The 22,784-nt window shown below is 72.6% G+C and carries 18 protein-coding genes; 6 read left to right on the forward strand and 12 right to left on the reverse strand.

Features of this window, described 5'->3' with window-relative positions; translation table 11 throughout:
- Window positions 1-28: 28 nt before the first annotated feature.
- Window positions 29-958, reverse strand: a complete 930-nt coding sequence (murI, locus tag WME95_RS26950; protein WP_437902250.1) for a glutamate racemase — start codon at window positions 956-958, stop codon at window positions 29-31.
- On the reverse strand, window positions 955-2,343 hold the full coding sequence (locus WME95_RS26955) for a homoserine dehydrogenase (protein ID WP_437902251.1): 1,389 nt from the start codon (window positions 2,341-2,343) through the stop codon (window positions 955-957). The genes murI and WME95_RS26955 overlap by 4 nt, the downstream gene beginning before the upstream one ends.
- An 80-nt stretch (window positions 2,344-2,423) precedes the next feature.
- Between WME95_RS26955 and WME95_RS26960 the strand changes: the two genes are divergently transcribed.
- The 3 genes from WME95_RS26960 to ribA all read left to right on the forward strand — a co-directional run bounded on the left by WME95_RS26960 (window position 2,424) and on the right by ribA (window position 7,387).
- Window positions 2,424-4,349 (forward strand): type VI secretion system contractile sheath domain-containing protein, encoded by a 1,926-nt coding sequence (locus WME95_RS26960; RefSeq protein WP_437902252.1) that lies wholly within the window; start codon window positions 2,424-2,426, stop codon window positions 4,347-4,349.
- A 591-nt stretch (window positions 4,350-4,940) separates the two neighbouring features.
- Window positions 4,941-6,386: an NAD(P)/FAD-dependent oxidoreductase gene (locus WME95_RS26965; RefSeq protein WP_437902253.1), complete on the forward strand. Its 1,446-nt coding sequence runs from the start codon at window positions 4,941-4,943 to the stop codon at window positions 6,384-6,386.
- Between the two features lie 242 nt (window positions 6,387-6,628).
- Window positions 6,629-7,387 (forward strand): GTP cyclohydrolase II, encoded by a 759-nt coding sequence (ribA, locus tag WME95_RS26970; protein WP_437902254.1) that lies wholly within the window; start codon window positions 6,629-6,631, stop codon window positions 7,385-7,387.
- Window positions 7,388-7,494: 107 nt separating this feature from the next.
- On the opposite strand, the gene WME95_RS26975 is transcribed toward ribA, so the two are convergent.
- The 3 genes from WME95_RS26975 to WME95_RS26985 form a co-directional block, all read right to left on the reverse strand.
- The gene (locus WME95_RS26975) at window positions 7,495-8,004 is read right to left on the reverse strand and encodes a hypothetical protein (protein ID WP_437902255.1); all 510 of its coding nucleotides are present in this window, start codon (window positions 8,002-8,004) and stop codon (window positions 7,495-7,497) included.
- A gap of 288 nt (window positions 8,005-8,292) precedes the next feature.
- Entirely contained in the window at window positions 8,293-9,156 is an 864-nt protein-coding gene (locus WME95_RS26980) for a phosphatase PAP2 family protein (RefSeq protein ID WP_437902256.1), read from the reverse strand.
- Between the two features lie 52 nt (window positions 9,157-9,208).
- Window positions 9,209-9,787 (reverse strand): TetR/AcrR family transcriptional regulator, encoded by a 579-nt coding sequence (locus WME95_RS26985; RefSeq protein ID WP_437707404.1) that lies wholly within the window; start codon window positions 9,785-9,787, stop codon window positions 9,209-9,211.
- 362 nt (window positions 9,788-10,149) lie between these two features.
- Here WME95_RS26985 and WME95_RS26990 point away from each other — a divergent pair, with 362 nt between their 5' ends.
- Window positions 10,150-11,370 carry an acyl-CoA dehydrogenase family protein gene (locus WME95_RS26990; RefSeq protein WP_437902257.1) on the forward strand — a complete coding sequence of 407 codons (1,221 nt, stop codon included), beginning with the start codon at window positions 10,150-10,152 and terminating at the stop codon, window positions 11,368-11,370.
- 11 nt (window positions 11,371-11,381) lie between these two features.
- Here WME95_RS26990 and WME95_RS26995 read toward each other — a convergent pair whose 3' ends face one another.
- The 4 genes from WME95_RS26995 to WME95_RS27010 all read right to left on the reverse strand — a co-directional run bounded on the left by WME95_RS26995 (window position 11,382) and on the right by WME95_RS27010 (window position 14,190).
- Window positions 11,382-12,407 (reverse strand): phosphotransferase enzyme family protein, encoded by a 1,026-nt coding sequence (locus tag WME95_RS26995; RefSeq protein WP_437902258.1) that lies wholly within the window; start codon window positions 12,405-12,407, stop codon window positions 11,382-11,384.
- Window positions 12,380-12,841 (reverse strand): hypothetical protein, encoded by a 462-nt coding sequence (locus WME95_RS27000; protein WP_437902259.1) that lies wholly within the window; start codon window positions 12,839-12,841, stop codon window positions 12,380-12,382. Before WME95_RS27000 ends, WME95_RS26995 begins: the two co-directional genes overlap by 28 nt.
- Window positions 12,842-13,015: 174 nt before the next feature.
- Window positions 13,016-13,693, reverse strand: a complete 678-nt coding sequence (locus WME95_RS27005) for a class I SAM-dependent methyltransferase (protein WP_437902260.1) — start codon at window positions 13,691-13,693, stop codon at window positions 13,016-13,018.
- 14 nt (window positions 13,694-13,707) lie between these two features.
- Window positions 13,708-14,190, reverse strand: coding sequence for a DUF1348 family protein (locus WME95_RS27010; protein WP_437902261.1), 483 nt, complete (start codon window positions 14,188-14,190; stop codon window positions 13,708-13,710).
- A gap of 269 nt (window positions 14,191-14,459) precedes the next feature.
- Between WME95_RS27010 and WME95_RS27015 the strand changes: the two genes are divergently transcribed.
- Window positions 14,460-14,852, forward strand: coding sequence for an MAPEG family protein (locus tag WME95_RS27015; RefSeq protein WP_437541121.1), 393 nt, complete (start codon window positions 14,460-14,462; stop codon window positions 14,850-14,852).
- 39 nt (window positions 14,853-14,891) lie between these two features.
- Here the strand turns inward: WME95_RS27015 and WME95_RS27020 are convergent, their stop codons facing one another.
- The 3 genes from WME95_RS27020 to WME95_RS27030 all read right to left on the reverse strand — a co-directional run bounded on the left by WME95_RS27020 (window position 14,892) and on the right by WME95_RS27030 (window position 18,195).
- On the reverse strand, window positions 14,892-15,974 hold the full coding sequence (locus tag WME95_RS27020) for an MBL fold metallo-hydrolase (RefSeq protein WP_437902262.1): 1,083 nt from the start codon (window positions 15,972-15,974) through the stop codon (window positions 14,892-14,894).
- Window positions 15,971-16,546, reverse strand: a complete 576-nt coding sequence (locus WME95_RS27025; protein WP_437902263.1) for a TetR/AcrR family transcriptional regulator — start codon at window positions 16,544-16,546, stop codon at window positions 15,971-15,973. The genes WME95_RS27020 and WME95_RS27025 overlap by 4 nt, the downstream gene beginning before the upstream one ends.
- Window positions 16,547-16,650: 104 nt before the next feature.
- Window positions 16,651-18,195: a dockerin gene (locus tag WME95_RS27030; RefSeq protein WP_437902264.1), complete on the reverse strand. Its 1,545-nt coding sequence runs from the start codon at window positions 18,193-18,195 to the stop codon at window positions 16,651-16,653.
- 492 nt (window positions 18,196-18,687) lie between these two features.
- On the opposite strand from WME95_RS27030, the gene WME95_RS27035 reads away from it, so the two are divergent.
- On the forward strand, window positions 18,688-22,773 hold the full coding sequence (locus WME95_RS27035; RefSeq protein ID WP_437902265.1) for a Kelch repeat-containing protein: 4,086 nt from the start codon (window positions 18,688-18,690) through the stop codon (window positions 22,771-22,773).
- The last annotated feature ends 11 nt before the right edge of the window (window positions 22,774-22,784 follow it).

Here is a 22,784-nt window from a genome sequence, read left to right on the forward strand (position 1 = left end):
CGGAGCCCCGGGCGAAGCTTGCTGCGTATTACAGGTCGATCTGCTCCACGTCGACGCCTTGGGCGGAAAAAGGGGAAGAATGGCCAGCGGCGTCGCCGCCAACCTGGGTCGGAGAGCGGACAGCGGCGCCAGCCTGGGTCGAGGAGCGGACGGCGCCGTCCGCGACGACCGGCTCCCCGAGGAACCTGGCCGCCACGGTGGCGAAGCTCTTCGGTAGATCCGTGACGAGGAGCGAGAGGCCGCCCGGCGTGCTCCGGGAGGTCGCGAGCCCCCGCTCCGCGAGGAACGAGGCCACTTCCTCGGCGGTCGCCGAGGCGCTGTCCACGATCGGGAGGGGGCCGCCGGCGAGCGATGCCGTCTCGGCCTCGATCGCGGCGCGGAGGAGCGGGAAGTGCGTGCACCCGAGCACGATCGAGCGGGCGCCCGCGCCGATGAGCGGCTCCAGGTACCGCCGCGCGACGAGCCGCGGAACCTCGCCCTCGAGCCATCCCTCCTCCGCCAGCGAGACGAGCAGCGGGGCCGCCTGGCCGGCGACCTCGGTGCGGGTGCTGAGCGACGCCACGGCGCGGGGATAGGCGCCGGACGCGATGGTCCCGGCCGTCCCGAGCACGCCGATCGTCGCGCCGCGCGACGCGGCGACGGCGGCGCGGGCGCCGGGCAGGATGACCCCGAGGACGGGCAGATCCAGCTCGACCCGGAGCATGTCGATCGCGACGGCGCTCACCGTGTTGCACGCGACAACGATCGCCTTGACGCCGCGGCCGATGAGCACGCGCGCGCAGCCGAGCGCGTAGCGGACCACCGTCTCCGGCGACCGCGTGCCGTACGGGACCCGCGCCGTGTCGCCCAGGTAGACGATGTCCTCCGCCGGGCAGCGCCTGCGCAGCGCGCGCACGACCGTGAGGCCGCCGAGGCCCGAGTCGAACACGCCGAGCGGCGCGTCGCTGTGGGACGTCACGGCTCCTCGATGCGGAACAGGTGCACCGGCTCGCGGAGGAACTGCTCCCGCGCGATCGCGTCGAGCGCGTTCCGCACGAGCCCCTCCCGCGCGTCGTGCGTGATGAGCACGACGTCCACCGCGGGCTGGCGAGCGGCCGCCCCGCCCCCGGGCGCCGCGCCCGAGCCCGGGTTCGTCGGCCCCTGCTGCACGATCTGCTCGATGCTGACGCCCGCGTCGCCGAGCGCGCCGGCGAGGCGCCCCATGACGCCGGGCCGGTCCTCGACCGCGAAGCGCAGGTAGTACCGGGAGACGATCTCGCCCAGCGGGCGGACCGCGCGGGGCTTGATCGACATGCCTCGGCCCTGCATGCCCGCGACGCCCGACGCGATCGAGCGCGCGACGTCGAGGATGTCGGAGACGACGCTGACCGCTGTCGGCAGGTCGCCGGCGCCGCGGCCGTAGACGAGCGACGGGCCGACGGCGCGCCCCTCGAGCAGCACGGCGTTGAGCACGCCGGAGACGTTGGCGAGCACGCTCTGCTTCGGGATCAGCGTGGGGTGCACGCGCAGCTCGATGGAATCGCCGAGATCGCGGCCGATCGCCAGGTGCTTGATGGTGTAGCCGAACCGATCGGCGTAGCGGTGATCGGCCTCCTCGATGCTCCGGATCCCGGAGGTGTGCACGTCGGCGCTGTCGACCTGCGCCCCGAAGGCGAGCATCGCCAGGACGATCAGCTTGTGCGCGGCGTCGTGGCCGTCGACGTCGAGCGACGGGTCGGCCTCGGCGTAGCCGAGCGCCTGCGCCTCGCGCAGCGCGGCGTCGAACGACGCGCCCGTGTCGCGCATGCGCGTGAGGATGTAGTTGCAGGTCCCGTTCAGGATCGCGGTGACGCGCTCGACCCAGTCGCTCGCGAACGCGTCCCGGAGCGTCCGGATGATCGGGATGCCGCCGCCGACCGCCCCCTCGAACGCGAGGTCGACCTGGCGCGCCGAGGCCCGCGCGAGGAGCGCGGGGCCGTGGGCGGCGAGCAGCAGCTTGTTCGCGGTGACCACGCCCTTGCCGCGGTCGATGGCGCGCTCGATCAGCGCGCGCGCGGGCGTCTCGCCGCCCATCACCTCGACGACGACGTCGATCGAGGGGTCGTCGACGACCTCCTCGGGGTTCGTGGTGAGCAGGCCGCGATCCAGGGCGGCGACGCGCTCCTTCTCGAGGTCGCGCACGACCACGCGCTTCACGACGAGGGGGACGCCCGCGCGCTCCGCCAGGTAACCGGAGTTCTCGGCCAGGAGGCGCAGGACGCCGCCGCCGACCGTCCCGCAGCCGAGGAGCCCGATCTGGATCGGGGCGCCCCCGCGGAGGCGCCTGCGATCGCTGGCGGCGTGAGGTTCAGGGTTCAAGTTCAAGGGCGGACCGCCTTCCGTCTTCATGCGCGCGGAGCTTAGCGCTTCTCGCGCCGATAGGTGACGCCTATGCTGCGCTGGCCATGACGGAAAAGGGCGTTCTGGGCGACGAGTTCAGGTTCCACGTGGGCGAGGACGGGGACGCCGTGGAGCGGGGGCCGCTGCTCCCGCTGCGCGTGCTCGTCGTCGCCGATCTCACCCCGCGCGATCCGCACAACGCCGGCGCGAGCCCGCCCGCGGGCGCGATCCGCGTCGACGCGAGCCGCTTCGATAACCTCTTCACGATGCTCCGGCCACGGCTCGCGATCGAGGTGCCGAGCGTGCTCGCCGCGGGCCGGGCGGTGCGCGTCGACCTGGCGCCCGCCGGGCTGAAGAGCTTCCGGCCCGACGCGCTGTGCGCCGAGGTGCCGCTGCTGCGCTCGCTGCTCGACGGCCGCCGGGTCCTGGATCGGCTGCGCGACGGCTCGGCCACGCTCGACCAGGCGCGCGCCGAGCTCGATCGGCTCTGGGGCGGCTCCCCGCTGGTGCGCGACATCCTGGGCCTCCTCCCGGAGCGCCGGGACGCCTCGCCCGACCGCTCCGCGCCCGCCGCGGAGCGGCCCGCGGCGCCCGCGCCCGCGCCCGGCTCGGACGTGGACGCGCTGCTCTCGATGGTCGACCTCGGCGGGAGCGACGGCGCCGAGGCGGCGCCCCCACCCGCGACGCCGGGCAGCCTCGATCAGAAGCCGGCGGAGGCAGGGCGGTTCTCGGAGCTCATCGCGACCGTGGCGGCGAGCGCCCGCCCGCGCGCGGGCCAGCCCGCTCGGCCGGCGGAGGCGATCGCGCAGATCGAGCGCGCGATCGGCGCGCAGCTCGGCGCGATCCTGCAGCACCCCGAGGTGCGGCGCCTCGAGGAGGCGTGGCGCGGGCTGAGCCTGCTCGTGGAGCGCGCGAAGGCGGCCGAGGGCGTCCGGTTCGACGTCGTCAGCGCGCGCCCGGACGAGGCGGCCAGCGCGCTCGCGCGGGTGCTCGCGCAGACGGCGAGCTCCGAGCCGCCGGCGTCGGTCGCCATCGTGGACGTCGCGATCGACGGCAGCGCCGCGTCGCTCGCGCGGCTCGAGGAGATCGCGCGCGTCGCCGAGGCGCACGCGCTCCCCGCCGTGGTGAACGGCGACGCACGCCTGCTCGGGGTCGACGATCTCGGCGGCGTCGAGCGGCTCGACAACAAGGCCGCGCTGTTCCGGGCGCCGCACCGCGCGCCGTGGCGCTCCGCTGCAGCGCGGCATGGCGCGCGGTGGGTCGCGATCGCGATGAACCGCGTGCTCGGCCGGATGCCGTACGATCGGACGACCTCCCGGATCCGGGAAGCGGCGATCGCCGAGCAGCCCGGCGATGAGGGCGGCCGCGTCTGGATCTCGCCGGCGTACGTCGTCGGCGCGCTGATCACAGGGAGCTTCCGCGAGACGGCGTGGCCCTGCCGCGTCACGGGCGCGAAGGGCGGCGGCACGCTCGGGGACCTGCCGGTGCACGAGGTGAAGGGCGCGTACGAGGGCGACGAGGGCGTCGCGATCCCGACCGAGGCGTTCGTGTCCACGGACACCCAGCGCGAGCTCTCGAAGAGCGGCGTGCTGCTGCTCGCGTCGGCCCCGAACAGCGACGCGGTGTACGTCCTCGCCGCGCCGACGGCCTACGTCCCGCCGGAGAAGCTCACGTACGACAGCCCGACGGCCGAGCCGGACGAGCGCCTCGAGCGCGTCTCGCTCGTCGATCAGCTCTTCGTCGCGCGCGTCGTCCAGTTCCTGCGCGCGCTCTGCTCGAAGCTGCCCCCGGACAGCGACCCGGCGGAGGTCCAGCCGGTCGTCGAGGGTGCCCTCTGGGCGCTGTTCGAGAGCGCGCCGCCCGCCAGCATCGAGCTCACCGTCAAGGCGGGCCGCGGCGAGGGCGGCGCGCTGATCGCGGTCACGGTGCGCCCGCGCCGCTTCCTCGGCGTGGGGCTCGACGAGGTGTCGCTCGAGATGCCGCTCGGCTGAGCGCCCCGGATTGACGCCGCCCGGCGCGCGGGGGAGGATCGCCGGCATGCGGCTCCGCGTCGCGATCCTCCTCGCTGTCCTGAGCACCCTCGTGACCACGTGCCAGCGGCCTGCGGCGCCGCAAGCGCCGACGTCCGACTGCGGCTGCCGCAAGAAGTAGCCCGGCGCCCATCGCGGGACGACGGCTCACGTCGCGCGGTTCCGGGCGCGCGGCATTGCAATGCACGTCGAGCGTCTCTCACGAAGACGCGAGGACCGGATCGTGAGCGGTGCTCTCTCTCACACCCGCCGCGGAGCGGCCACCTGCCGGCGGGCGGCGGCGCCTCGATACGGCCTCTCCGCGCCTGTCGCGCCGGAGGGCCATCTTTGATGGCGACGAAGAGCGCGGGAGTGATGGTCGCTTTCATCTCGACGGAGCGCGTGGAGTTGCGTAGTTGCGCAGCTGCTCAGTCGGGCGCTGGCACGTCGCGCGGGTCGCGCGCGATGTGCGCAGCGCGCGCAACCCGGGTTGAGCGCCTCATCACGAAGCGAGCATTGCGCCGGCCTTGCAGTCCTCAGGGGCGGCCCGAGGATTGCAATCCTGGCGGCTTCATGAAGCCCTGCACCCAGGAGGACATCCGCTCCAATCGCCCGTTCGCCGGCCGCAGGGCGGTGGTGATCGGTGGGAGCATCGCGGGCCTGGTCGCAGCCCGCGTGCTCGCCGACCATTTCGGCGAGGTGGCCGTCGTCGAGCGCGACGCCATCCCGGATGACCTCCGCGAGGCCCGCAAGGGGGTACCCCAGGCTCGCCAGCTCCACGGGCTGCTCGCCCAGGGAGAGCGGATCCTGAACGACCTGTTCCCCGGCTTCACCGGGGATTTGCTCCAGGACGGAGCCATCGCGTACGACTTCGGGCTCGGCCTGGCGTGGCACCACCACGGCGCCTGGAAGCCGCGCTTCGAGACGGGGGTGCGGACCGTGTGCATGACCCGTCCGCTGCTCGAGGCGCACGTGCGCCGCCGCGCGTTCGCGCTGCCGAGAGTGCGGCGCCTGGACGAGCGCGAGGTGGTGGAGCTCTCGGCGTCTCGCGATCGCTCCCGGATCACGGGCGTCGTGCTCCGGCAACGCGACGAGGGCGGCCAGATCGAGCGGCTGCCGGCGGAGCTCGTGGTGGACGCCAGCGGGCGCGGCTCGCGCGCGCCGGCGTGGCTCGAGGCGCTCGGCTACCGGCGGCCCGACGAGTCGACAATCCAGGTCCGGGTGGGGTACGCCAGCCGGCAGTACCGGCCGCGGGATCCGGCAGAGCTCCCGTGGAAATCGCTGTACGTCCTCGGCTCGCCGTCCGACAGCCGGCGGTTCGGCTGCATCGCGCCGATCGAGGGCGGGCGCTGGATCGTGGTGCTGGCGGGCCTGTTCGGCGATCACCCGCCCGCCGATCCCGAGGGCTTCCTGGAGTTCGCCCGGGGCCTGCCCAACGACGCGCTCTACCGGGCGCTGCTCGGGGCCGAGCCGGTGACGGACGTCGCGGTCTCCAAGTTCCCGGCGCACCTCCGGCGGCACTACGAGCGGATGGCGCGGATGCCCGAGGGGCTCGCCGTGCTGGGCGACGCGCTCGCCAGCTTCAACCCCGTTTACGGCCAGGGGATGACGTCGGCCTGCCTCCAGGCGCTGGCGCTCGACGCCGCGCTCAAGGAGCAGCGCGGCCGCGCGGAGCGCGGCGCGATCGCGGGCCTCACCCGCCGCTACCACGCGGCCGCGGCGAGGGCGGTCGACCTGCCGTGGCGGATGTCCACGGGGGAAGACCTCGCTTACCCCGAGACCAGGGGCCGGCGGCCCTTCCTCCAGCCGATCATGCGCTGGTACACCGGGATGCTGCACCGGGCCGCGCAGGTCGATCGCGAGGTCTACGTGCGCTTCGTGCGCGCGTTGCACATGCTCGACGGGCCGGAGGCGCTCCTGGATCCTCGCTTGATCCTGCGCGTGCTTCGCGCGGGGCGGTCAGGGTCGCTGCCGGAGGTGGCCGCGGCCGGCGCAGCCCACCGAGGGCAGCCCGAATGACGCCTGAATAGCTGAGCCCGCCGCCTCGCTCCGGTCGTGTGATGACGGAGACGGCTCCGCGCCGCGCGAGGCCCGTGTCGGCGGGACGAACGCGCCGTGGTGCCGTGTCGACAGGCATGCTCCGGCGGGGGGCCGCCCCGCGCGGCTGCAGAGCGTTGCCTGGCCGTCGTGTTCTGGTAAGACGTGCGCGCCTTTACCCACGACGGATCGGCTCGCGAGGCGGCTCCTCGCGGAGGCAGGACATGACCGACTCGATGAATGCGCTCCTGGAGCTCGTCGCCCGCGATCGAGCGCACGACTGCGATGGGGTTGGCCACGTGAACGTCTGCGTGCGGGTGGTCGGCGTCGCCGAGCTGCCGACGCGCGCCGGCCACTTCCGCATCGTGGCGTTCTGGAACAACCGAGACGCCAAGGAGCACATCGCGATGGTGCACGGCGACGTCGTCGGCGCCTCGAACGTACCGACGCGGCTGCACTCCGAGTGCGTCACAGGCGACGTCATGGGCTCGCTGCGCTGCGACTGCCGCGATCAGCTCCTCGAAGGGTTGAAGAAGATCCAGAGCATGGATCGGGGCATCCTGCTCTATCTGCGCCAGGAGGGCCGCGGGATCGGGCTCATCAACAAGATCCGGGCCTACGCGCTGCAGGACCAGGGGCTCGACACGGTCGAGGCCAACCTGGCGCTCGGCTTCAGGGACGATGAGCGCGACTACGCGGTCGCGGCGCACATGCTGCGCAGCCTGAACGTGAGTTCGATCGAGCTCATCACGAACAACCCCAACAAGGTCCAGCAGCTGACGCAATACGGAGTCTCCGTGGCCGGGCGCATCCCGCACGTGATACCGCCGAACGATCACAACCGCTTCTACCTGGAGACCAAGGCGAAGCGATCGGGGCATTTCATCGACACGTGGGGCAAGCCGCACCTGGTCGAGCAGAGCGATCCGGTCGTGGTCGACGGGATGGCCCCCCCGGAATCCGAGCCGGCGCCCGCGGGCTGAGGCCCCCGCGGGCGCGGGGGCCCAGGCTCAGCGGCCATTGCGGCCGCGAGCCTCGATCGATCCCGTCCGGCGCTACGGCGGCGCCGTGCGACGGTGTCGAGATCGTCTCATGGCGCGGCGCCGGTCAGGCGGCGAACCCGGTCCGCGTGGGGGCTCGCCGGGAAATTCGAGAGGAAATCCCCGGCGCGGACGCGCGCCTGGTCGGCGCGCCCGCTGCGCAAGAGCGCGTCGATCGCGACGATCTCCCGCTCGGCCGCGAGGCGCCCCTCCGGGAACTCGGCCCGGTGCTCGTCGAGCAGGGCGAGCGGCGCCTCCGGCGATCGCGCGAGCACCGCCCTGATCTCCGCGAGCCGCTCGGCCTCCCGGAGCAGCTCGTCGCGCTCCAGCAGCGCGGCCGCCGTCGCGGCGGGCCGAAGCGTGGGCTCGCCCTGACCGGCGCTCCCCTGGGATAGCTCTCGGCCCACGCCGGGCGCGGACCGAGGCTGCAGCTCGGCGCCGGGCGCCGGCACGGGCGCCCCGAGCGCTTGATCGCTGCAACCTGCAAGGAGGGCGAAGAGCGGGGCGGCGAGGCCTCCCGCGATCCACCGGGTGTGTGACGCATGGTGAACGACATGCATGTCGTCGACTCCTTCATGGGGCCGAGCTGGCGGCACCCCGCCGAAACGGGCCCGCGAAAACGCGCGTGCCCATTGCGGGACCGCAGCTCGCCGTCGCCATGTCCGCCAGGGCGGCACGGCGTATTCGACGTAATGAGCTAGCGCTCCAGCAACGACGGCCCGAGCACCAGCATTCCTAGCTGACAGGCGTATTGTAAAAATGAACACCCGGTTTGTCAACACTGCTTACTTACGCCATCCGAAAGCAGCGCTTGCCGCTTGCCGATGGCCGAAATCGCGCTATCCGGCTCAGAAGGCGCCGGCGATGCCCACGCCCGCGCCGCCGCCCGCCGGCGCGAGCGAGAGGCGAAAACTCCGGGTGCCAGAGCTGGCAACGCCCGGGCGCGGGGCATGAAACAGAGCCGGGATCAGCACGCCGGAGGCGGCGCCGAATACGGCGCCCGTGAGCACATCGGTGAAATAATGGCGATCGCCGGCGATGCGCAGGTAGCCGGAGAGCGCGGCGATCGCCATTCCGTTCGCCCATACCCACGGCGCCGCGCGATAGCCGCGCATCGACGCCACGGTGCCGCTCGCGGCGGCGAGAGAGAAGACGGCCGTCGAGTGGCCGGAGAAGAACGAGAGATCGTCGTCGTGCGGGAGGGCGCCCGAGGTGCCCTCGCCCGCGCGGAGCACATCCAGGTTGTCGTGATGGGCATACGGCCGCTGGCGGCCGGCGATGTACTTGGTGATCTGGTTCATGTTCATCGCCACCACCATCGCTTCGGTGACGATCACGAGATCCGCGGCGATGTTGTCGGAGCGGCCGTCGTACCACGCGGCGAGCGCCGTGAGGCCCAGCGCTGCGGCGGGCGCGACGCCGAGGACCGTCACGTTGCTCAGATCATGAGCGGTGTTCGGGTTGCCTCTCCAGACGAGCGCGTCGCGGACCGACGTGTCGAGGGCGTTGGCCGTGCACCAGCGGCACGATTCGGGGGCGAGGCCCTTCTTCGCGAGCTCGGACGCGATCCATGCGGCGCCGCCGACGACGGTGATGGGCAGATCGATCTCGGGCCGGTACGTGAGCTCGGGGGACGGGTCGGCGGCAGCGGCCGGCGAGCACGGGACGGCGACGAGGAAGGCGGACAGCGCGAGCGCGGCGGTAGCACGCATGAGGGGCGCAAGCGTAGCCGGGGCGGAGGGGCACGGAAATCCGTCGCGGGCGTCAGGCGCGCGACGGCCCCGGCGTGGCGAGGAGCAGCCCGTCGAGCAGGCGCGCGTGGGCGTCGTCGACCAGGTTCCGGAGCGCCGCCGGCCCGGCCTTGGAGAGGGCCCCCGACGCCGCGAGGGTCGCGAGGCCGTGGTGCATCGCCCAGATCGGGACCGCGAGCGCCCACGGATCGCCGGGCGGGAACGCGCCGGCGCGCTGCGCCTCCTCGATGAACCCGAGGAGCACCCCCAGGTTCTGCGAGGTGGCCGCCGCGACCCGCGGGTCGTCCACGTCCACCTCGCCGGAGTACATCACGTGGAAGGGCGCGGGGTGCTCCAGCGCGAAGGCGACGTAGGCGAAGCCGGCGGCCAGGAACCGCGCCCGGAGGTCGCCCCCGGCGCCCTCGAGGGCGGCCGAGATCCGCGCGCCGAGCGCCGCGCTCGCCTGGACGGCGAGCTCGGTCATCAGGGCGCGCTTGTCCGCGAAGTGCCGGTAAGGCGCGGCGTGCGAGACGCCGATGCGCCGCGCGACCTCGCGCAGCGTGAAGCTCGCGTTCCCTTGCTCCTCGATCAGCGAGAGCGCCTCCTCCAGCACGGCGCGCCGGAGGTCGCCGTGGTGGTAGGGCCGGTCGACGGGGCGCGGCGCGGGCGCGGGTGAAGGGCGCGGCGCGGGCGCAGGTGAAGGGCGCGACGCGGTTGCGGGTGAGGTGCGCGCGCGCGGACGGCGGCGCCTTGCGGGGGAAGCCACAGCGCAGGCGCACGATACCACGAAGGCCGCGGTCCCACCGAGCCGCGGGGCCCGGGATCGCGGATGCACAGGGCCGCGAGCTCAGGAGCTGCGGGCGGACGCGAAGAAAATGTAGGCAGTGGAAACTTTCCCATGTTGTCAGTGTCATCATCGGGCGCGCGGGCGGCCGGTGGCCGGCGCGCTGCACCTGATCCAGGAAGGAGCCCCGTATGTCCGAGCCCCGTCGATCCCCCGAGCGCGAACGCCTCCTTGCCGCCGTGGAGCGCGTCCGCGGCGTCGCCACCGCCCACGCCGAGGCGTCCGAGCGGCTGCGCACGCTCGCGCCCGCGGTCGTCGACGCCCTGCAATCGAGCGGCCTGCTCGCGATGGCCGCGCCGCGCGCGCTCGGCGGCGTCGAGAGCGACCCGCTGACGCAGGTCGAGGTCTTCGAGGCAATGGCGCGCGCGGACACGTCGGCGGGGTGGTCGCTGATGATCAGCGCGCTGCTCGCCGCCCTCGCCGGGGGCACCCTGCCGGACGAGGGGGCCCGCCAGGTGTTCGCAGGGCCATTCCCGACGTTCGCAGGGCTCCAGATCCCGACCGGCCTCGCGCGGCGCGTCTCCGGGGGGTACGTGCTCGAGGGCCGCTGGGCCTTCGGCAGCGGCGTGCGGCACGCGTCGTGGGTGTTCACCTGCGCCATCGTGGCCCCGGAGGGCGGGGCCCCTCCGGCGGGGCCGCCCGAGATGATCAGCCTCGCGGTCCCGCGCGAGCAGGTGGTGATCGAGGACACGTGGGACGTGGCCGGCCTGCGCGGCACGGGGAGCGACCACTACCGGATCGAGGGCGCGCTCGTGCCCGAGGCGCGGACGTGCCCCTTCCCGGCGGCGCCTCAGCGGCGCGGCGGCGCGCTGTACTCGCTGCCGTTGCTTGCCCTGCTCGCGGCCGGTCACGTCGGCTTCGCGCTCGGCGTCGGGCGGCGCGCGCTCGACGAGATCGCCGCGGTCGCCCCGCGCCGCGTGAAAGCCTGGCCGCAGCTCGCGCTGGGCAGCCACGCGGCCTTCCACATGGACCTCGGGCGCGCGGAGGCGAAGCTCGCGGCGGCGCGGGCCTATGCGTTCGACGTGCTCGGGCGGATGTGGGACCAGGCGCGCGCTGGAGAGGCGCTCTCGATCGAGGACTGGGCGGCGATCCGGCTCGTCCAGACGTATGTGACCGACGTCGCCGCGGAGGTCGCGGGCTTCGCCTACCGGGCCGGCGGCGGGGGCGCGCTCTACGCGGCGAGCCCGCTGCAGCGGTGCTTCCGGGACATCCACGCGGCGACGCAGCACATCGCCGCGACCGACGACGCCTACGAGTTCGCGGGGCGCGCGCGGCTCGGGATCGCCGAGCTGCACCCGATGCTCGCGCCGCGGCCGCCCTCGGGTGGTGGGTTAGCTCGACAGGGCGGCTGAGCGACGCGCTCTCAACCAGGCTCCGGCCACGCCGGCTGATCGCCGAGGATGCGCGGCTTGTGGCGCTCCAGATAGGCGCGACACCAGGCGTCCGGCGCCTCGCGCCGGCTGACCCGGCGGATCGCCGTGTACAGCACGAGCTCGCGCAGCTTCATGAACCGGTCCATCTCGGCCAGCCACCGCGCGGAGAGCGCGTTTTCCCGGGCGTAGCCGTCCAGGAACCTGTCGCGGAACATCCGGAGGAGCTCTGGCGGCCGCCCGGGGCCGAGCGGGTCGATCGCGACATAGAAGAGGACGATCCCGAGATCGCTCGCGAACCACTCGTAGGCGCAGTCGTCGAAATCGATCAGCGTGAGCGCGCCGCCGTCCTTGAGCACGTTCCCGAAGTGGGCGTCGGTGTGCACCAGGCCGAAGGCGTCGCGGTCCGTCGGCAAGGCCCGGAGCTCCGCGACGAGACGCTCCAGCCGGCCGCCGATCGGGTCGCGCTCGTCTGCCGGCAAGAGCTCCCGCGGCCTGGTGAAGTCGCCGTCCTCATGCCACGCATGACGCCGCCTCGCCGACGGCGGAACATACACCTTCGTCGCGGCGTGAAGTCGCCCCAGGAGCCGCCCCCAGGCGGTCGCCACGTCCGGCGTCAGATCGTCGGAAGAGAGCGGAGCGCCTGGCGCCTTCGCGTACGCGCGCACGCAGACGGCCTGGCCGGGCTCGCCGAGCAACGCCGCGTAGCTGCCGTCAGCGGCCCGGATCGCCGGGGCGGCGCGGACGCCCTGCGTCGTCAGGTACTCCAGCCATTCGCACTCCGCCTCGACCGCGTCCAGGGACCTGCGCCCGGGATCCCCGAGCTTCAGGACGAAAGTACCGTCGCGCCGCCGCGCCTCGAACACCTGGCACTCGAAGCCGCCGATGTGCCGGCAGGTCGCCGGATCGAGCCCGTAGAGCGCCAGAGCGCGATCGAGCAGAACGGGATCTACGGGAGTCGTATCGTCCGCTCCAGAGGGCAGCCCCGCGCTCAGGGCTGGCTGCCTTCCGGCGGGCACACGACCCGCTGAGGCGGCGGCGGGTTGCACATGACGACCACGGGAGGGCCTCCGTCGCGAGAGGGCTGAGGCGGCGGGCAGGTGTTCGGGAGAAACTGCCTGCACGTGCCGTCAGGGCCCCGGACCACCTTCGCTCCCCGCGCGGGCTGCGGAAGCGGCTCCTCCTCGCCCTGCGCCGACGTCGTCCCGGCGTCCTGCGACGTCTCCGGCACCGCCGCGTCCTGCGTCTCCGTCGTCCCGGCGTCGCTGAACGTGGCCGCGTCCCCCACGCCAGACGAAGACGTCTGCATGAGCTCCAGGCGCGGCGGGTTGGCGATCAGCTCCGGCGGATCGGGCTGCGGCTGAGACGTGCCACAAGCCGCTGCGCCGCCGGCCACCGTGACGACGAATGAGGACGCGAGCACGCGGCGACGCCGGCGTGACGAGAGCTTCATGGAGACCATCCTAGACCGATGGCCCGACCCACGTCACCCGAACGGCGATCGCTGCAGCGCGCTCCGGGGTCTCGTCTCGAGCTTCATCAGGTGGTCGCCGATCGACGGCTCACGGCAGAGCATGCCTCGATGCCGAGCGTGGTAAGGAACAGGAACCGTCGATCAGGACGTTGTTCAAGCCCCAGGCGGATGGCGTGCCGTGCGCCTGAGCTGCACGGACAGGAGCCGCGGCGGGTCGCTCCTGACGGCCTCCGCGTCGCGCCACTCGCCCAGGTGAACGAGCTCGAACCCAGCCCCCAGGCCGCCGTTCACGTACTGTGACACGTCATGCAGGAACGCGGTCACACGCTCGGGCTGGCCCGTCTCCGGGTTGACGAAATTGGCCTGGCCCCCGCGCATCTGTCGCACGGGGTGCAGCTCGCACAGGAAGAGCTCCCCTCCCGCGCGCAAGGCGCGGGCAGCCTCGGCGAAGACCGCGTCGATGTCCTCGATATGCTCCAGCACGAGCATGGCAATCACGACGTCGGACGAGCCCGCCTCGAGGGGCCAGGAAGCGCGGATGTCGTGCTGCACGAACCGGACGCGGGGAGAGGACACGCGGGCCCTCGCGCGACGCAACATCCCCTCGGAGAAATCCAGCGCGAGGACGCTCCTCGCCTGCTCGTCGAGCCACTGCGTGTTGCGCCCGGTGCCGCAGCCGATCTCGAGCACGTCCCTGCCGGCCAGCGCCAGGCCGCGCTGCCGGAGGACCTCCGCCGCCAGCTCGCGGGTCCGGTTGAAATCGTCATCGTACGTCGCGGCCCAGCGATCGTAGGCCGTGGCGACCTCGGGTTTGTCTGGAGAGCTGGACATGAGCTCGCTCGCCATCACAAGCTGAGCTCGCTCAGCCCAGGATGCTCGTCGGGTCGCCGCCCGAGCGGCCAGTGGAACTTCCGCTCCTCCGCCGCGATCCGCACGTCATTGATGCTCGCCTCGCGCCGCCGCATCAGCCCCTGCGCATCGAACTCCCACTGCTCGTTGCCATGGGACCGGTACCAGTTGCCGCTGTCGTCGTGCCATTCATAGGCGAAGCGCACCGCGATGCGGTCCCCGGTGAACGCCCAGACCTCCTTGATCAGGCGGTAGTCCAGCTCCCGCTGCCATTTGCGTTGCAGAAACGCCTCGATCGCCGCCCGCCCCTGGAAGAACTCCGCCCGGTTCCGCCAGCGGCTATCGACCGTGTAGGCCTGAGCCACGCGCGCGGGATCCCGGCTGTTCCAGGCGTCCTCCGCCAGCCGCGCTTTCCGGGCGGCGGTCTCGGCGGTGAAGGGCGGCAGCGGCGGGCGCGACACGACAGGATCTTCGCTCAAGGTGCACCTGAACGAACCTTCCTCGAATCTCTCATCCCCGGCAACCCCTTTTCACGCGAAGCTCCCCAGGGCCGTACCGCGGACCGGCCGCTCCCGTCCTGCCATCGGCGCGCGTCCGTCGCTCGCGCGCGCTGCCCCGCGGGACCGCCCTGCCCGCTCCGGCGCAGGCGCCGTGGGAGCGGCCACGACGCTTGGCGCTCGCGCCGGCGGCGAGAGCTCGTTAGAGTCGCTCCGCGCTTCGAGGAGCCTGTGCGCTCGAGAGGGATCCGATGACCATTCCGTTGACGTGCGTCTTCATCTCACTTCTCTTGATCTACGTGGCCCGCCTGTTCGTCGCCAGGGCGCAGTCACAGCAGCCCGAGGGCCTGGACAACCGCAACCCGCGCGACCAGCAGGCCAAGCTCACGGGCGTCGGGCGCCGCGCCCTCGCCGCCCACCAGAACGGCTTCGAGGCGTTTGCGCCCTTCGCCGCCGCCGTCTTCACGGCCCACCTCGCGGGCGCCGACGCTCGCTGGAGCGCCATCCTCGCGGTCACCCACGTCGCCGCGCGCGTTCTCTATCTGGTCATGTACATCGGCGACAAGGCCTCTGCCCGGACCGCTGTCTGGATCATCGGCTTCGCCGCCACCGTGGGTCTATTCCTCCTGAAGTGGCTGGTCTGAACGCCGAAGGGCCGGCGCGGCGGGGGCGCCGTGGCAGGCTCAGCGCGGCAGGGGCATCCACGCGCCGTCCGTCGGGACATGGACCTGCGCGGGCAGGTTCTTCGAGGCGGCGCGCTGGGTGAACGCCGTCACGGGCTCGCGGTAATGGGCGAACGTTGTGTGGTGGATGGGGATCACGTGACGGGCGCGGAGCAGCGCGGCGGCGGCGACCGCCTCCTCCGCGTCCATGGTGCGGAGGCCGCGCGCGCCGTCGACGCCGACCGCGCCGAGGTGCGGGAGCCAGAGATCGATGGGCGCAAAGCGAGCCGCCACCGCGCGCATCGGCTCGGTGAAGACCGAATCGCCGGTCCAGTACATCGAATAGGGCGTCGCGCCCTCCCAGCGGAGCACATAGCCGTTGCCCTTGCCGAGCGTCGCGTCGAGCGCCGCATCGTGGGAGTGGTTCGCCGGGACGGCGAGGATCCGCAGGCGGCCGGCGCGGGTCGGGAGCACGGCCTCGTTGTCCCAATCGAGCGGCGTCAGCTTCGTGAATCCGGCGGCGCGCGCCGCGCCGACCGCGTCGGGAGGGAGGATGAAGGTGACGTCCTTCGGGAGCGTCTCCTTCGCGACGGCGTCGAAATGGTCAGCATGGTTGTGGCTGAGGAGGATGACGTCGAGGTGCCCGAGCGGCTCCGCCGGAGGATCGGTATAGCGGGCGACCGGCGCGTTCTCGACGCCGGTCGACGGGTGCTTTGGGAGCGCAAACGCCGCCGGGCCGCGCGGGCCAAGGACGGGATCGGTGAGCAGCCGGAGGCCGTCGCGCTCGAGGATCGCCGTCGGGCCGCCGCGCCACTGGAGGCGCCCGCTCGAGGCCTCGGCTGCGGCGGCTTCGCCGGCCGGCGGCGCGGTCGCGGCGGCCGCGGCCGCGCCGGCCGGCGGCGCGCTGGCTCCGCCGCGGTCCGGCGATGCACAGGCCGTCAGGGAGAGCGCGAGCAGCGCGGCGACCACCGAGCCCACGGGCGCCCGTGGCCTGCGCGGGCGACCCGTCGAGGGCGCGCCTGCGCCGGGCTCCGCCCCGGCGGGCTGCGGGAGCTGCTCGGCACGTCCATTCCACCTGCTCGGGACACCCGTGATGCGGTTCATCGTCGTCGCCTTCCTGGCCGCGCTGTTGCAATGAGGTTCTCGGCGAGGGACCGCGCGCGCGCGGCAGCGCCCGGTCCCCCCTCGCGGACGGCGGTCACGATCGCGCCGTCGATCAGCAGCAGGATCTGCGGCGCCAGCGCGCTGGCCGACGGCACGCCGGCCTCGCGCAAGAGCCGCTCGAAATAGTCGATGAGCCGCTGCTTGTGGCGCTGCGCGGCCTGGTGCGCCGGGTGGCTCCGGCTCGCGACCTCGACCATCGTGTTGAGGAACGCGCAGCCGCGAAAGTCGTCCGCGGCGAACAGCTCGGCGAGCGCGTCGAAGACCGCGAGCGGCCGGTCCCGCGGATCGTCCGCTGCCGCCTCGACTCGCCCTGCCAGCCACTCGCGAAAGCGCGCGTCGCGCGCGTCCAGCACCGCCACGAGCAGGTCGTCCTTCGTCCGGAAGTGCCGGTAGAACGTGGCCTTGGCGACGTCCGCCTCGGCGATCAGGCGATCGACGCCGACGGCGCGGTACCCCTCGGCGTAGAAGAGGCGCTCCGCGACCTCGAGGATGTGGCTGCGCGCGTCCCGCACGAGGCTGTTCTAGACAGACAGGTCTGTCTTGTCAAGCGCGGAGATACGCCTGCGGACCGCCGCCCGCAGGCTCTCCGATCGGAACGCCGCGCCGGAGGCGCCCGTCAGGGGACGTTCATCTCGAACGCGACGCTGTAGTTCGGCTGGGCCTTGCCCGTCGTCGAGCCAACGAACGGATCGGAGTCGCGCAGCTGACCCCAGCGGATCGTGCCGCCCGTCATCGACGTCCCGTCGGTCGTCATCGCATAACCGACCATCACGCCGGACGCGGGGAGGTTCCGCGCGGTGATCTGCACCGAATCGCCGGAGATCTCCACGCCGCTGATCGGGATCCGGGTGTTGCCGTTCCAGAGCTCGAAGCCGCGGCCCTGCGCCCACTCCGTGAACGCGGTCTGGTGGGGAGACGGCAGCGCGGGGTCCCAGGCGAGCGGCGGCACCGGGACATGGAAGTGCACGGTGACGACGTTGCCGCTCCGCTCGACGCGCGTCGGCTGGAGCGGCTGCCAGTCCTTCCCGAGGACGACCTTCTCGAAGTAGATCTGGCCGAATTTCTCGCCGAGTTGCTGGTAGCCGTTCGCGTTCAGGTGGATGTGATCGTTGGCATACGGATACTGGTACTTCGGACCCGAGCAGACGATGTCGCCCGGGTGATCGACGCCCACGCGCCACTGCGCCTGCGTCGACGTCGACCGCGTGCCGGCGTCGGTGTGCACCGAGTTCTGCTGGGACACGATAAGGGGGATGCTCCGCGACTGGCCGGTGATCCGGAGGAGATCCTGGTTGTAGTCGGACCACAGCTTGACCAGCTCATCCCCGTAGGTCGCGCTGCCGGCGTCGGACTCGCCGTGCGTGATCACGACGGCGCCGACGCCGTACGTCTTGCCGGCACCCTTGGCGAGGCGCGCGATGGCCTCCGCCTCGAACAGGGTCGCCGCGTAGGCGCGGCCCATCGACGTGTCGCCCGAGGCCGTCTGGGTGGCGCCCTTCCGGAGGACGCTCATCGGCTGCCCGCTCTCGCCGACGACGGTGTGCACCGTGACGTGGTCGCCGCCGGCGGCTGCCTCCGCGAGGGACGAGATCTGGTCGGCCATGGCCGTGTGCGGCGTCTCGCCATAGATGTTCTTCGGGTAAGCGCTGGGGTAGGTCGTCGCGAACGCGCGGATCGGCTCGACGAGCGGCACCAGGGTGAGGGCCGTGTTCGCCGGATCGAAGGGGGGCACGCTCGCGTTCCCGAGCGACAGCTTGAGGTTGTGAAAGCGCTGCGTCGTGGTGCGGGGCGGCGTGCCCTCCGCGCCGACCGAGAGGCTCTGTCCCGTGCCGACGATGCCGCTCCAGTCCCAGAGCGGCGCCGGCGGCGCGCCGCCGCCCCCTTCGCCAGCGCCGCCGGCGCCGCCCGTGCCTGCCGCGCCGCCGCCCCCTTCGCCGGCGCCGCCGGTGCCGCTCCCGCTGCTCGTCGCGTCCTGACCGCCGGGGCCGCTGGTGCCGCTGATGCCGCTGGTGCCGCTCCCGCTGCTCGTCGCGCTGTGACCGCCGGTGCCTGGGTTGCCGCCGGCGCCGGAGGACGACCCGTCCGACGAGTCGCATCCGATCGCCATGAGGAGAGCGAGCGTGCCTGATGAGCTAAGGCTCAAGAACGAAGATTTTCCCATGATGGCTCCTTGCCGCTGCACGAGCGGGCGCGAGCGTTCGCGCGCCCCGGAGCGTTGATCATCAGGCCGCGTGATGGAAGCCAGAACCGGAGATCTCACCGCAGCGCACAGAAAAACTGAACCGATTCAGTCAATTGGGCCTCAACCCCGGTCGGAGGCTCCGCCGGGGCGCCAACCTCGGTCGGGTCTCCCGGGATCATCACGCCGGAACCTCGAAACCTCGACCAGGGTCGGGTCTCACCCCGGCCCCCACCGCCGACGACACCGTACGCACGGCGCCACGAGCACACATCTCCTCTGCCCACCCCGACGAATGGATGGGCTCGTCTGCCCACACCTCGCTATCTCGCCACGGCAAAAAAGTGAGCCGTGGACGAACATCCGGCGGCACTACGCACTCGCCACCGCTTCTCTTCGACGCCTGCCCAGGCGGGGGTACCTCCGGGTGTGCAGCCCGGGGATGGGTGGTTCGAATCCTTCGATGGAGGTTTCATGGTGACGAAGCCAGCCGCCTTGCTCGCGTGCACAGCGCTCTTGGCAGGGTGTGGATACGATCTCGACAGCCCGAAGGCGAGCGCCAAGGCCGATCACGGCGTGGAGCCGAACCTGGTCTGCAATGAACAGCTCACGACCGCCGTGACGCTGACCGGGGACAAGTTCACCCCGATGCCGAGCGACGCCCTGGAGACGCCGACGGCGCTGCTCCTGCCGGCGATCGACCTGACACGCACGGTCGATCTCACCGGAAGCCAGGCGCCCGCGTCGTTCTTCATCGCCGATGATCCGGGCCAGCCCGAGGCGAGCAAGGTCCATTGGATCAGCGGACAGCAGATGACGTTCCAGGTCGACCCCGCGCTCGCGCTCCTGCCCGGGCTCTACGACATCACCGTCACGAACCCCGACAAGAAGGCCGAGCACGCGGCGACCTTCACGGGAGGGCTCGCGGTGGTGCCCCGGCCTTCGCTCACCGCCGTCGCGCCCGACATCCTCTGCGTGGCCGACGCCGATCAGACCCTCGTGCTCACCGGCACCGACCTCCTGCGCGTCGGCTCGACCATGCCGGTCGCGCGCGTGACCGCCGGCGCCACGACGATCGAGGTGCCCGTGAGCGCGCTCGAGGGGTGCCAGGACATCCCGGGTCGTGCGGGCGAGGTCGCGCGCTGCACGTCCGCGACCGTCGTCGTCCCGCAAGGGAGCCTCGCGCCGGGCGCCTACGAGATCACGCTCACGAACCCGGAGCCCGCGAGCTGCGTCTCGACCGATCCGATCGGCGTCGTCGTCGTGCCCCCGCCCGAGGTCCTCTCCGTGCAGCCCGATCTCGTGTGCAACGCGCAGGACGCGCAGACACTGACGCTCACCGGCGCCGGGTTCCTCACCATCGGCGCGCGAGATCCCGTCGTCCACATCGGAGACCAGACCTTCGCGCCGGACTCCGTGAGCGGCTGCGAGCCGGTGCCGCCGCCGGTCCAGGGCAGCTTCGCCGACGGCGAGATCGCGAGCTGCACGACGGTGACGCTCACCGTGCCGGTCGACGCGCTCCAGCCCGGAGACCACCCGGTCATGGTCGTCAATCCGCCGCCGGCCGACTGCCACTCGGAGGAGCCGGTGAACCTGCATGTGGCCCCGCCACCGTCGATCGCGGATATCTCTCCGCTCGCGCTATGCAACGCGCAGTCCGACCGGACGCTCGCGATCACGGGATCCGGCTTCCTGGTGGTCGGCGGCGAGGGGCCCACCGTCACCCTCGGGGGCGAGACCTTCAGCGCGTCCGATGTGGTCGCCGACGACTGCGCCGCGGTGACCGGCGCCTTCGCCGAGGGGGACGTCGAGACCTGCGCCAGACTCGTGATCACGATCCCTCAGGGCACGTTCACGGAAGGCGAGTACCCCGTCGTCGTGACGAACCCCGCGCCGGCCGGGTGTTCCTCGGAGGAGACGATCGCGCTCCGCGTGGAAGATCCGCCGGCCGTCGCGGAGATTTCACCCGGCGTCGTCTGCAGCGGCGGCGGGCGGCTCGTCATCAGCGGGAGCGGCTTCAACGCGACGCCCTCGGTGACGCTCGAGGCGGCGGGACAGCCGACCATCACCGCGAGCAGCGTGGGGCTCGACGCCGCCGGGACGCAGGTCACGGCGCAGATCCCCGGGGGAGCGACCGCCGGCCTCACCTATGACGTCGTGGTCCAGAACCCCGACGGCTGCATGGACACCCCGCCGCACCAGACGGTCAGGGTGGTGCCGGGGCCGATCGCGTACTTTGCGGACCCTGAGATCGTCTACAACGGCATCAACACGCGCGTCACGATCTACGCGACCACGCTCGAGCTCCCGCTCCCGCCGAACGCCGTCGAGCTCCGGCCGGCCGGAGCCGCGGAGCCCGTCACGGTGCTGGCCTCGACGCCGGTGCCGGGCAAGCCGAACCGGGTGCAGATCGTCGTGCCCGTCGACCAGCCGCCGGGCAGCTACGATGTCACCATCAACGACGCGATGGGGTGCCCGGCCATCCTGCCGAACGCCGTCCGCGTGACGGATGCCCTCTCCGTCTCGATCGATCGCATCGTGCCGTCCTTCGGCGACACCGCGTCCGACACCGCGGCGCAGATCTTCCGCGACACCATGGCTCCCGCGCCCGGCGACGCGCCCTTCGTGGCCACGCCGCGCGCGTTCCTCAACCCGGACGGCGCCACGCCGTCGGACGTCGCCATCCCGCTCGCCTCCGTGGCGCTCAGCGACGCGGACAAGGTCTCGGCGGTCGTGCCGGCGAACAGCCCTGCGGGCCTCTACGATCTCGTGGTCGTCAACCCGGACGGGACGGTGGGCCTGCTCGAGGACGCGTTCCGGGTGCAGACCGATCCGCCGCCCGTGGTCGAGACGGTGACGCGCTCGTCGATCGTCAGCGCCACGGGGCAAACGGTCCTCGTCGCGGGCCATCACTTCCGTGACGCGACGGTCGCGCTCTCCTGCGTCGATCCGACGGGCGCCCCCACGGCGCCGCCGCCCGCCGTCTCGGCCGCGGACGCGTGCGACGCCCAGCAGAGCTGCACGAAGCAGGTCACCATCGACGGCTCCGCGCTGGTCGAAGGCTCGGTCTGCGTCCTCAGGCTCACGAACGCCGACGGCAGCTTCTTCGACTTCTCGGCCATCGGCGTCACGAACCCCTCGCTGAACCTCCCCGATCCGAAGGCGGGCACACCGCTCGACGTCGGCCGCCGCGCGCTCGTCGCGGCCGCGGGCAACGCCACGCCGGCGGCCCGGTTCGTCTACGCCATCGGCGGTGACGGCGGCGCCGCCGCCGCGGACGCGCCCTTCGACTCGGTGGAGCTCGCGCCCGTGGACCTGTTCGGGAACATGGGGGCGTGGCAGACCGCCCGCACGACGCTGCGCACGCCGCGGAGCTTCGCCGCGACGGCGACCGTCGGCCGCTACGTCTACGTGATGGGCGGGAGCGACGGAAGCTCCGCCGTCGCGAGCGCGGAGCGCGCGCTGATCCTCAGCCCGCGCGAGGTGCCGGAGCTCGACGTCGACGACCTCGTGCCGGCGCCGGAGGGGCTCGAGCCGGGATACTGGTTCTACAGGATCTCGGCCGTGTTCGCGGCGGACGACCCCGAGAACCCGGGCGGCGAGTCGCTGCCGAGCGACGAGTTCATCGTGAAGGTGCCGGCGCTCCCCGGCGCGCGCATCCAGGTGGTGCTCACGTGGACGCCGCCCGTCGACTCGCTGGGAGAGCCGCTCCCCAACGTGGCTGGCTATCGCATCTACCGGACGCCGACCGTGAACGGGAGCTCGGGCGGGGAGGTCCTCCTCGCGACGGTCGACGGCGACGCGCGCACGTTCGCCGACGACGGCACCGCCGCTCCTGGCATCGACCGGCCGATGCCGCTCGGGAGCCTCGGCCGCTGGGCGCCGCTGCCCGCGATGGGGAGCGCGCGCACGGGCGCGGCCGGCGCGATGGCCTTCGACCCCGCCGACAAGAGCCGCGTGTATATCTACGCGCTGTTCGGCCTGGATGAGGCAAACGGGGGTGTCGCCTCCTACGAGTACCTGCCCGTCACGATCGCCGCGAACGGGCGGCAGACGGCGGCGAGCGCGTGGATCACCGGCACACAGGCCACCTCCACGCCCCGCTGGCAGCACGGCGCCTGGGTCGCGGACCGCGCGGTCTCGACCGACATCGCGGCCGGCGACACGTACGTGTTCGTCGGCGGCGGGCGTCTTCCGGGCGGAGCGCTGACAGGGAAGGTGGAGGCCGGCAAGGTCGCTGCCGGCGGCGATCTCGGCGCCCTGTCCGACACGCCGAAAGACATCGGCGCCTCGGCCGCCGGCTACGGCGTGTGCGCGGCGAACGATCAGCTCTTCCTGTTCGGCGGCGGCAACGGCCAGCCCTCGAGCGGCGCCGCCGCTGCGACGCTCGTCTCGCCGCCCCCGTCGCTCGCGACCAACTCGTGGAACTCGGAGGGGCTCACGATGACGCAGAGCCGTTATCTCATGGGCAGCGCGGTCCAGAGCGCTTTCATCTTCCTCGTGGCGGGTCAAACGGCCGCGGACGCGGCGAGCACCTCGACCGAATTCGTGGTCTGGTGAGGAGGCGAGAC

The sequence above is a fragment of the Sorangium sp. So ce327 genome, from assembly GCF_051530205.1.
GTDB classification, from domain to species: domain Bacteria; phylum Myxococcota_A; class Polyangia; order Polyangiales; family Polyangiaceae; genus Sorangium; species Sorangium cellulosum_B.

What these genes read in the sequence shown, in the direction of transcription:
- WME95_RS26980 (WP_437902256.1), bottom strand. Translation starts at nt 9,156, where the DNA reads ATGCGTGCTACCGCCGCGCTCGCGCTGTCCGCCTTCCTCGTCGCCGTC.
- WME95_RS26965 (WP_437902253.1), top strand. Translation starts at nt 4,941, where the DNA reads ATGAAGCCCTGCACCCAGGAGGACATCCGCTCCAATCGCCCGTTCGCC.
- WME95_RS27020 (WP_437902262.1), bottom strand. Translation starts at nt 15,974, where the DNA reads ATGAACCGCATCACGGGTGTCCCGAGCAGGTGGAATGGACGTGCCGAG.
- ribA (WP_437902254.1), top strand. Translation starts at nt 6,629, where the DNA reads ATGACCGACTCGATGAATGCGCTCCTGGAGCTCGTCGCCCGCGATCGA.
- WME95_RS26960 (WP_437902252.1), top strand. Translation starts at nt 2,424, where the DNA reads ATGACGGAAAAGGGCGTTCTGGGCGACGAGTTCAGGTTCCACGTGGGC.
- WME95_RS27030 (WP_437902264.1), bottom strand. Translation starts at nt 18,195, where the DNA reads ATGGGAAAATCTTCGTTCTTGAGCCTTAGCTCATCAGGCACGCTCGCT.
- WME95_RS27015 (WP_437541121.1), top strand. Translation starts at nt 14,460, where the DNA reads ATGACCATTCCGTTGACGTGCGTCTTCATCTCACTTCTCTTGATCTAC.
- WME95_RS27035 (WP_437902265.1), top strand. Translation starts at nt 18,688, where the DNA reads ATGGTGACGAAGCCAGCCGCCTTGCTCGCGTGCACAGCGCTCTTGGCA.
- WME95_RS27000 (WP_437902259.1), bottom strand. Translation starts at nt 12,841, where the DNA reads ATGAAGCTCTCGTCACGCCGGCGTCGCCGCGTGCTCGCGTCCTCATTC.
- WME95_RS27005 (WP_437902260.1), bottom strand. Translation starts at nt 13,693, where the DNA reads ATGTCCAGCTCTCCAGACAAACCCGAGGTCGCCACGGCCTACGATCGC.
- WME95_RS26990 (WP_437902257.1), top strand. Translation starts at nt 10,150, where the DNA reads ATGTCCGAGCCCCGTCGATCCCCCGAGCGCGAACGCCTCCTTGCCGCC.
- WME95_RS26975 (WP_437902255.1), bottom strand. Translation starts at nt 8,004, where the DNA reads ATGCATGTCGTTCACCATGCGTCACACACCCGGTGGATCGCGGGAGGC.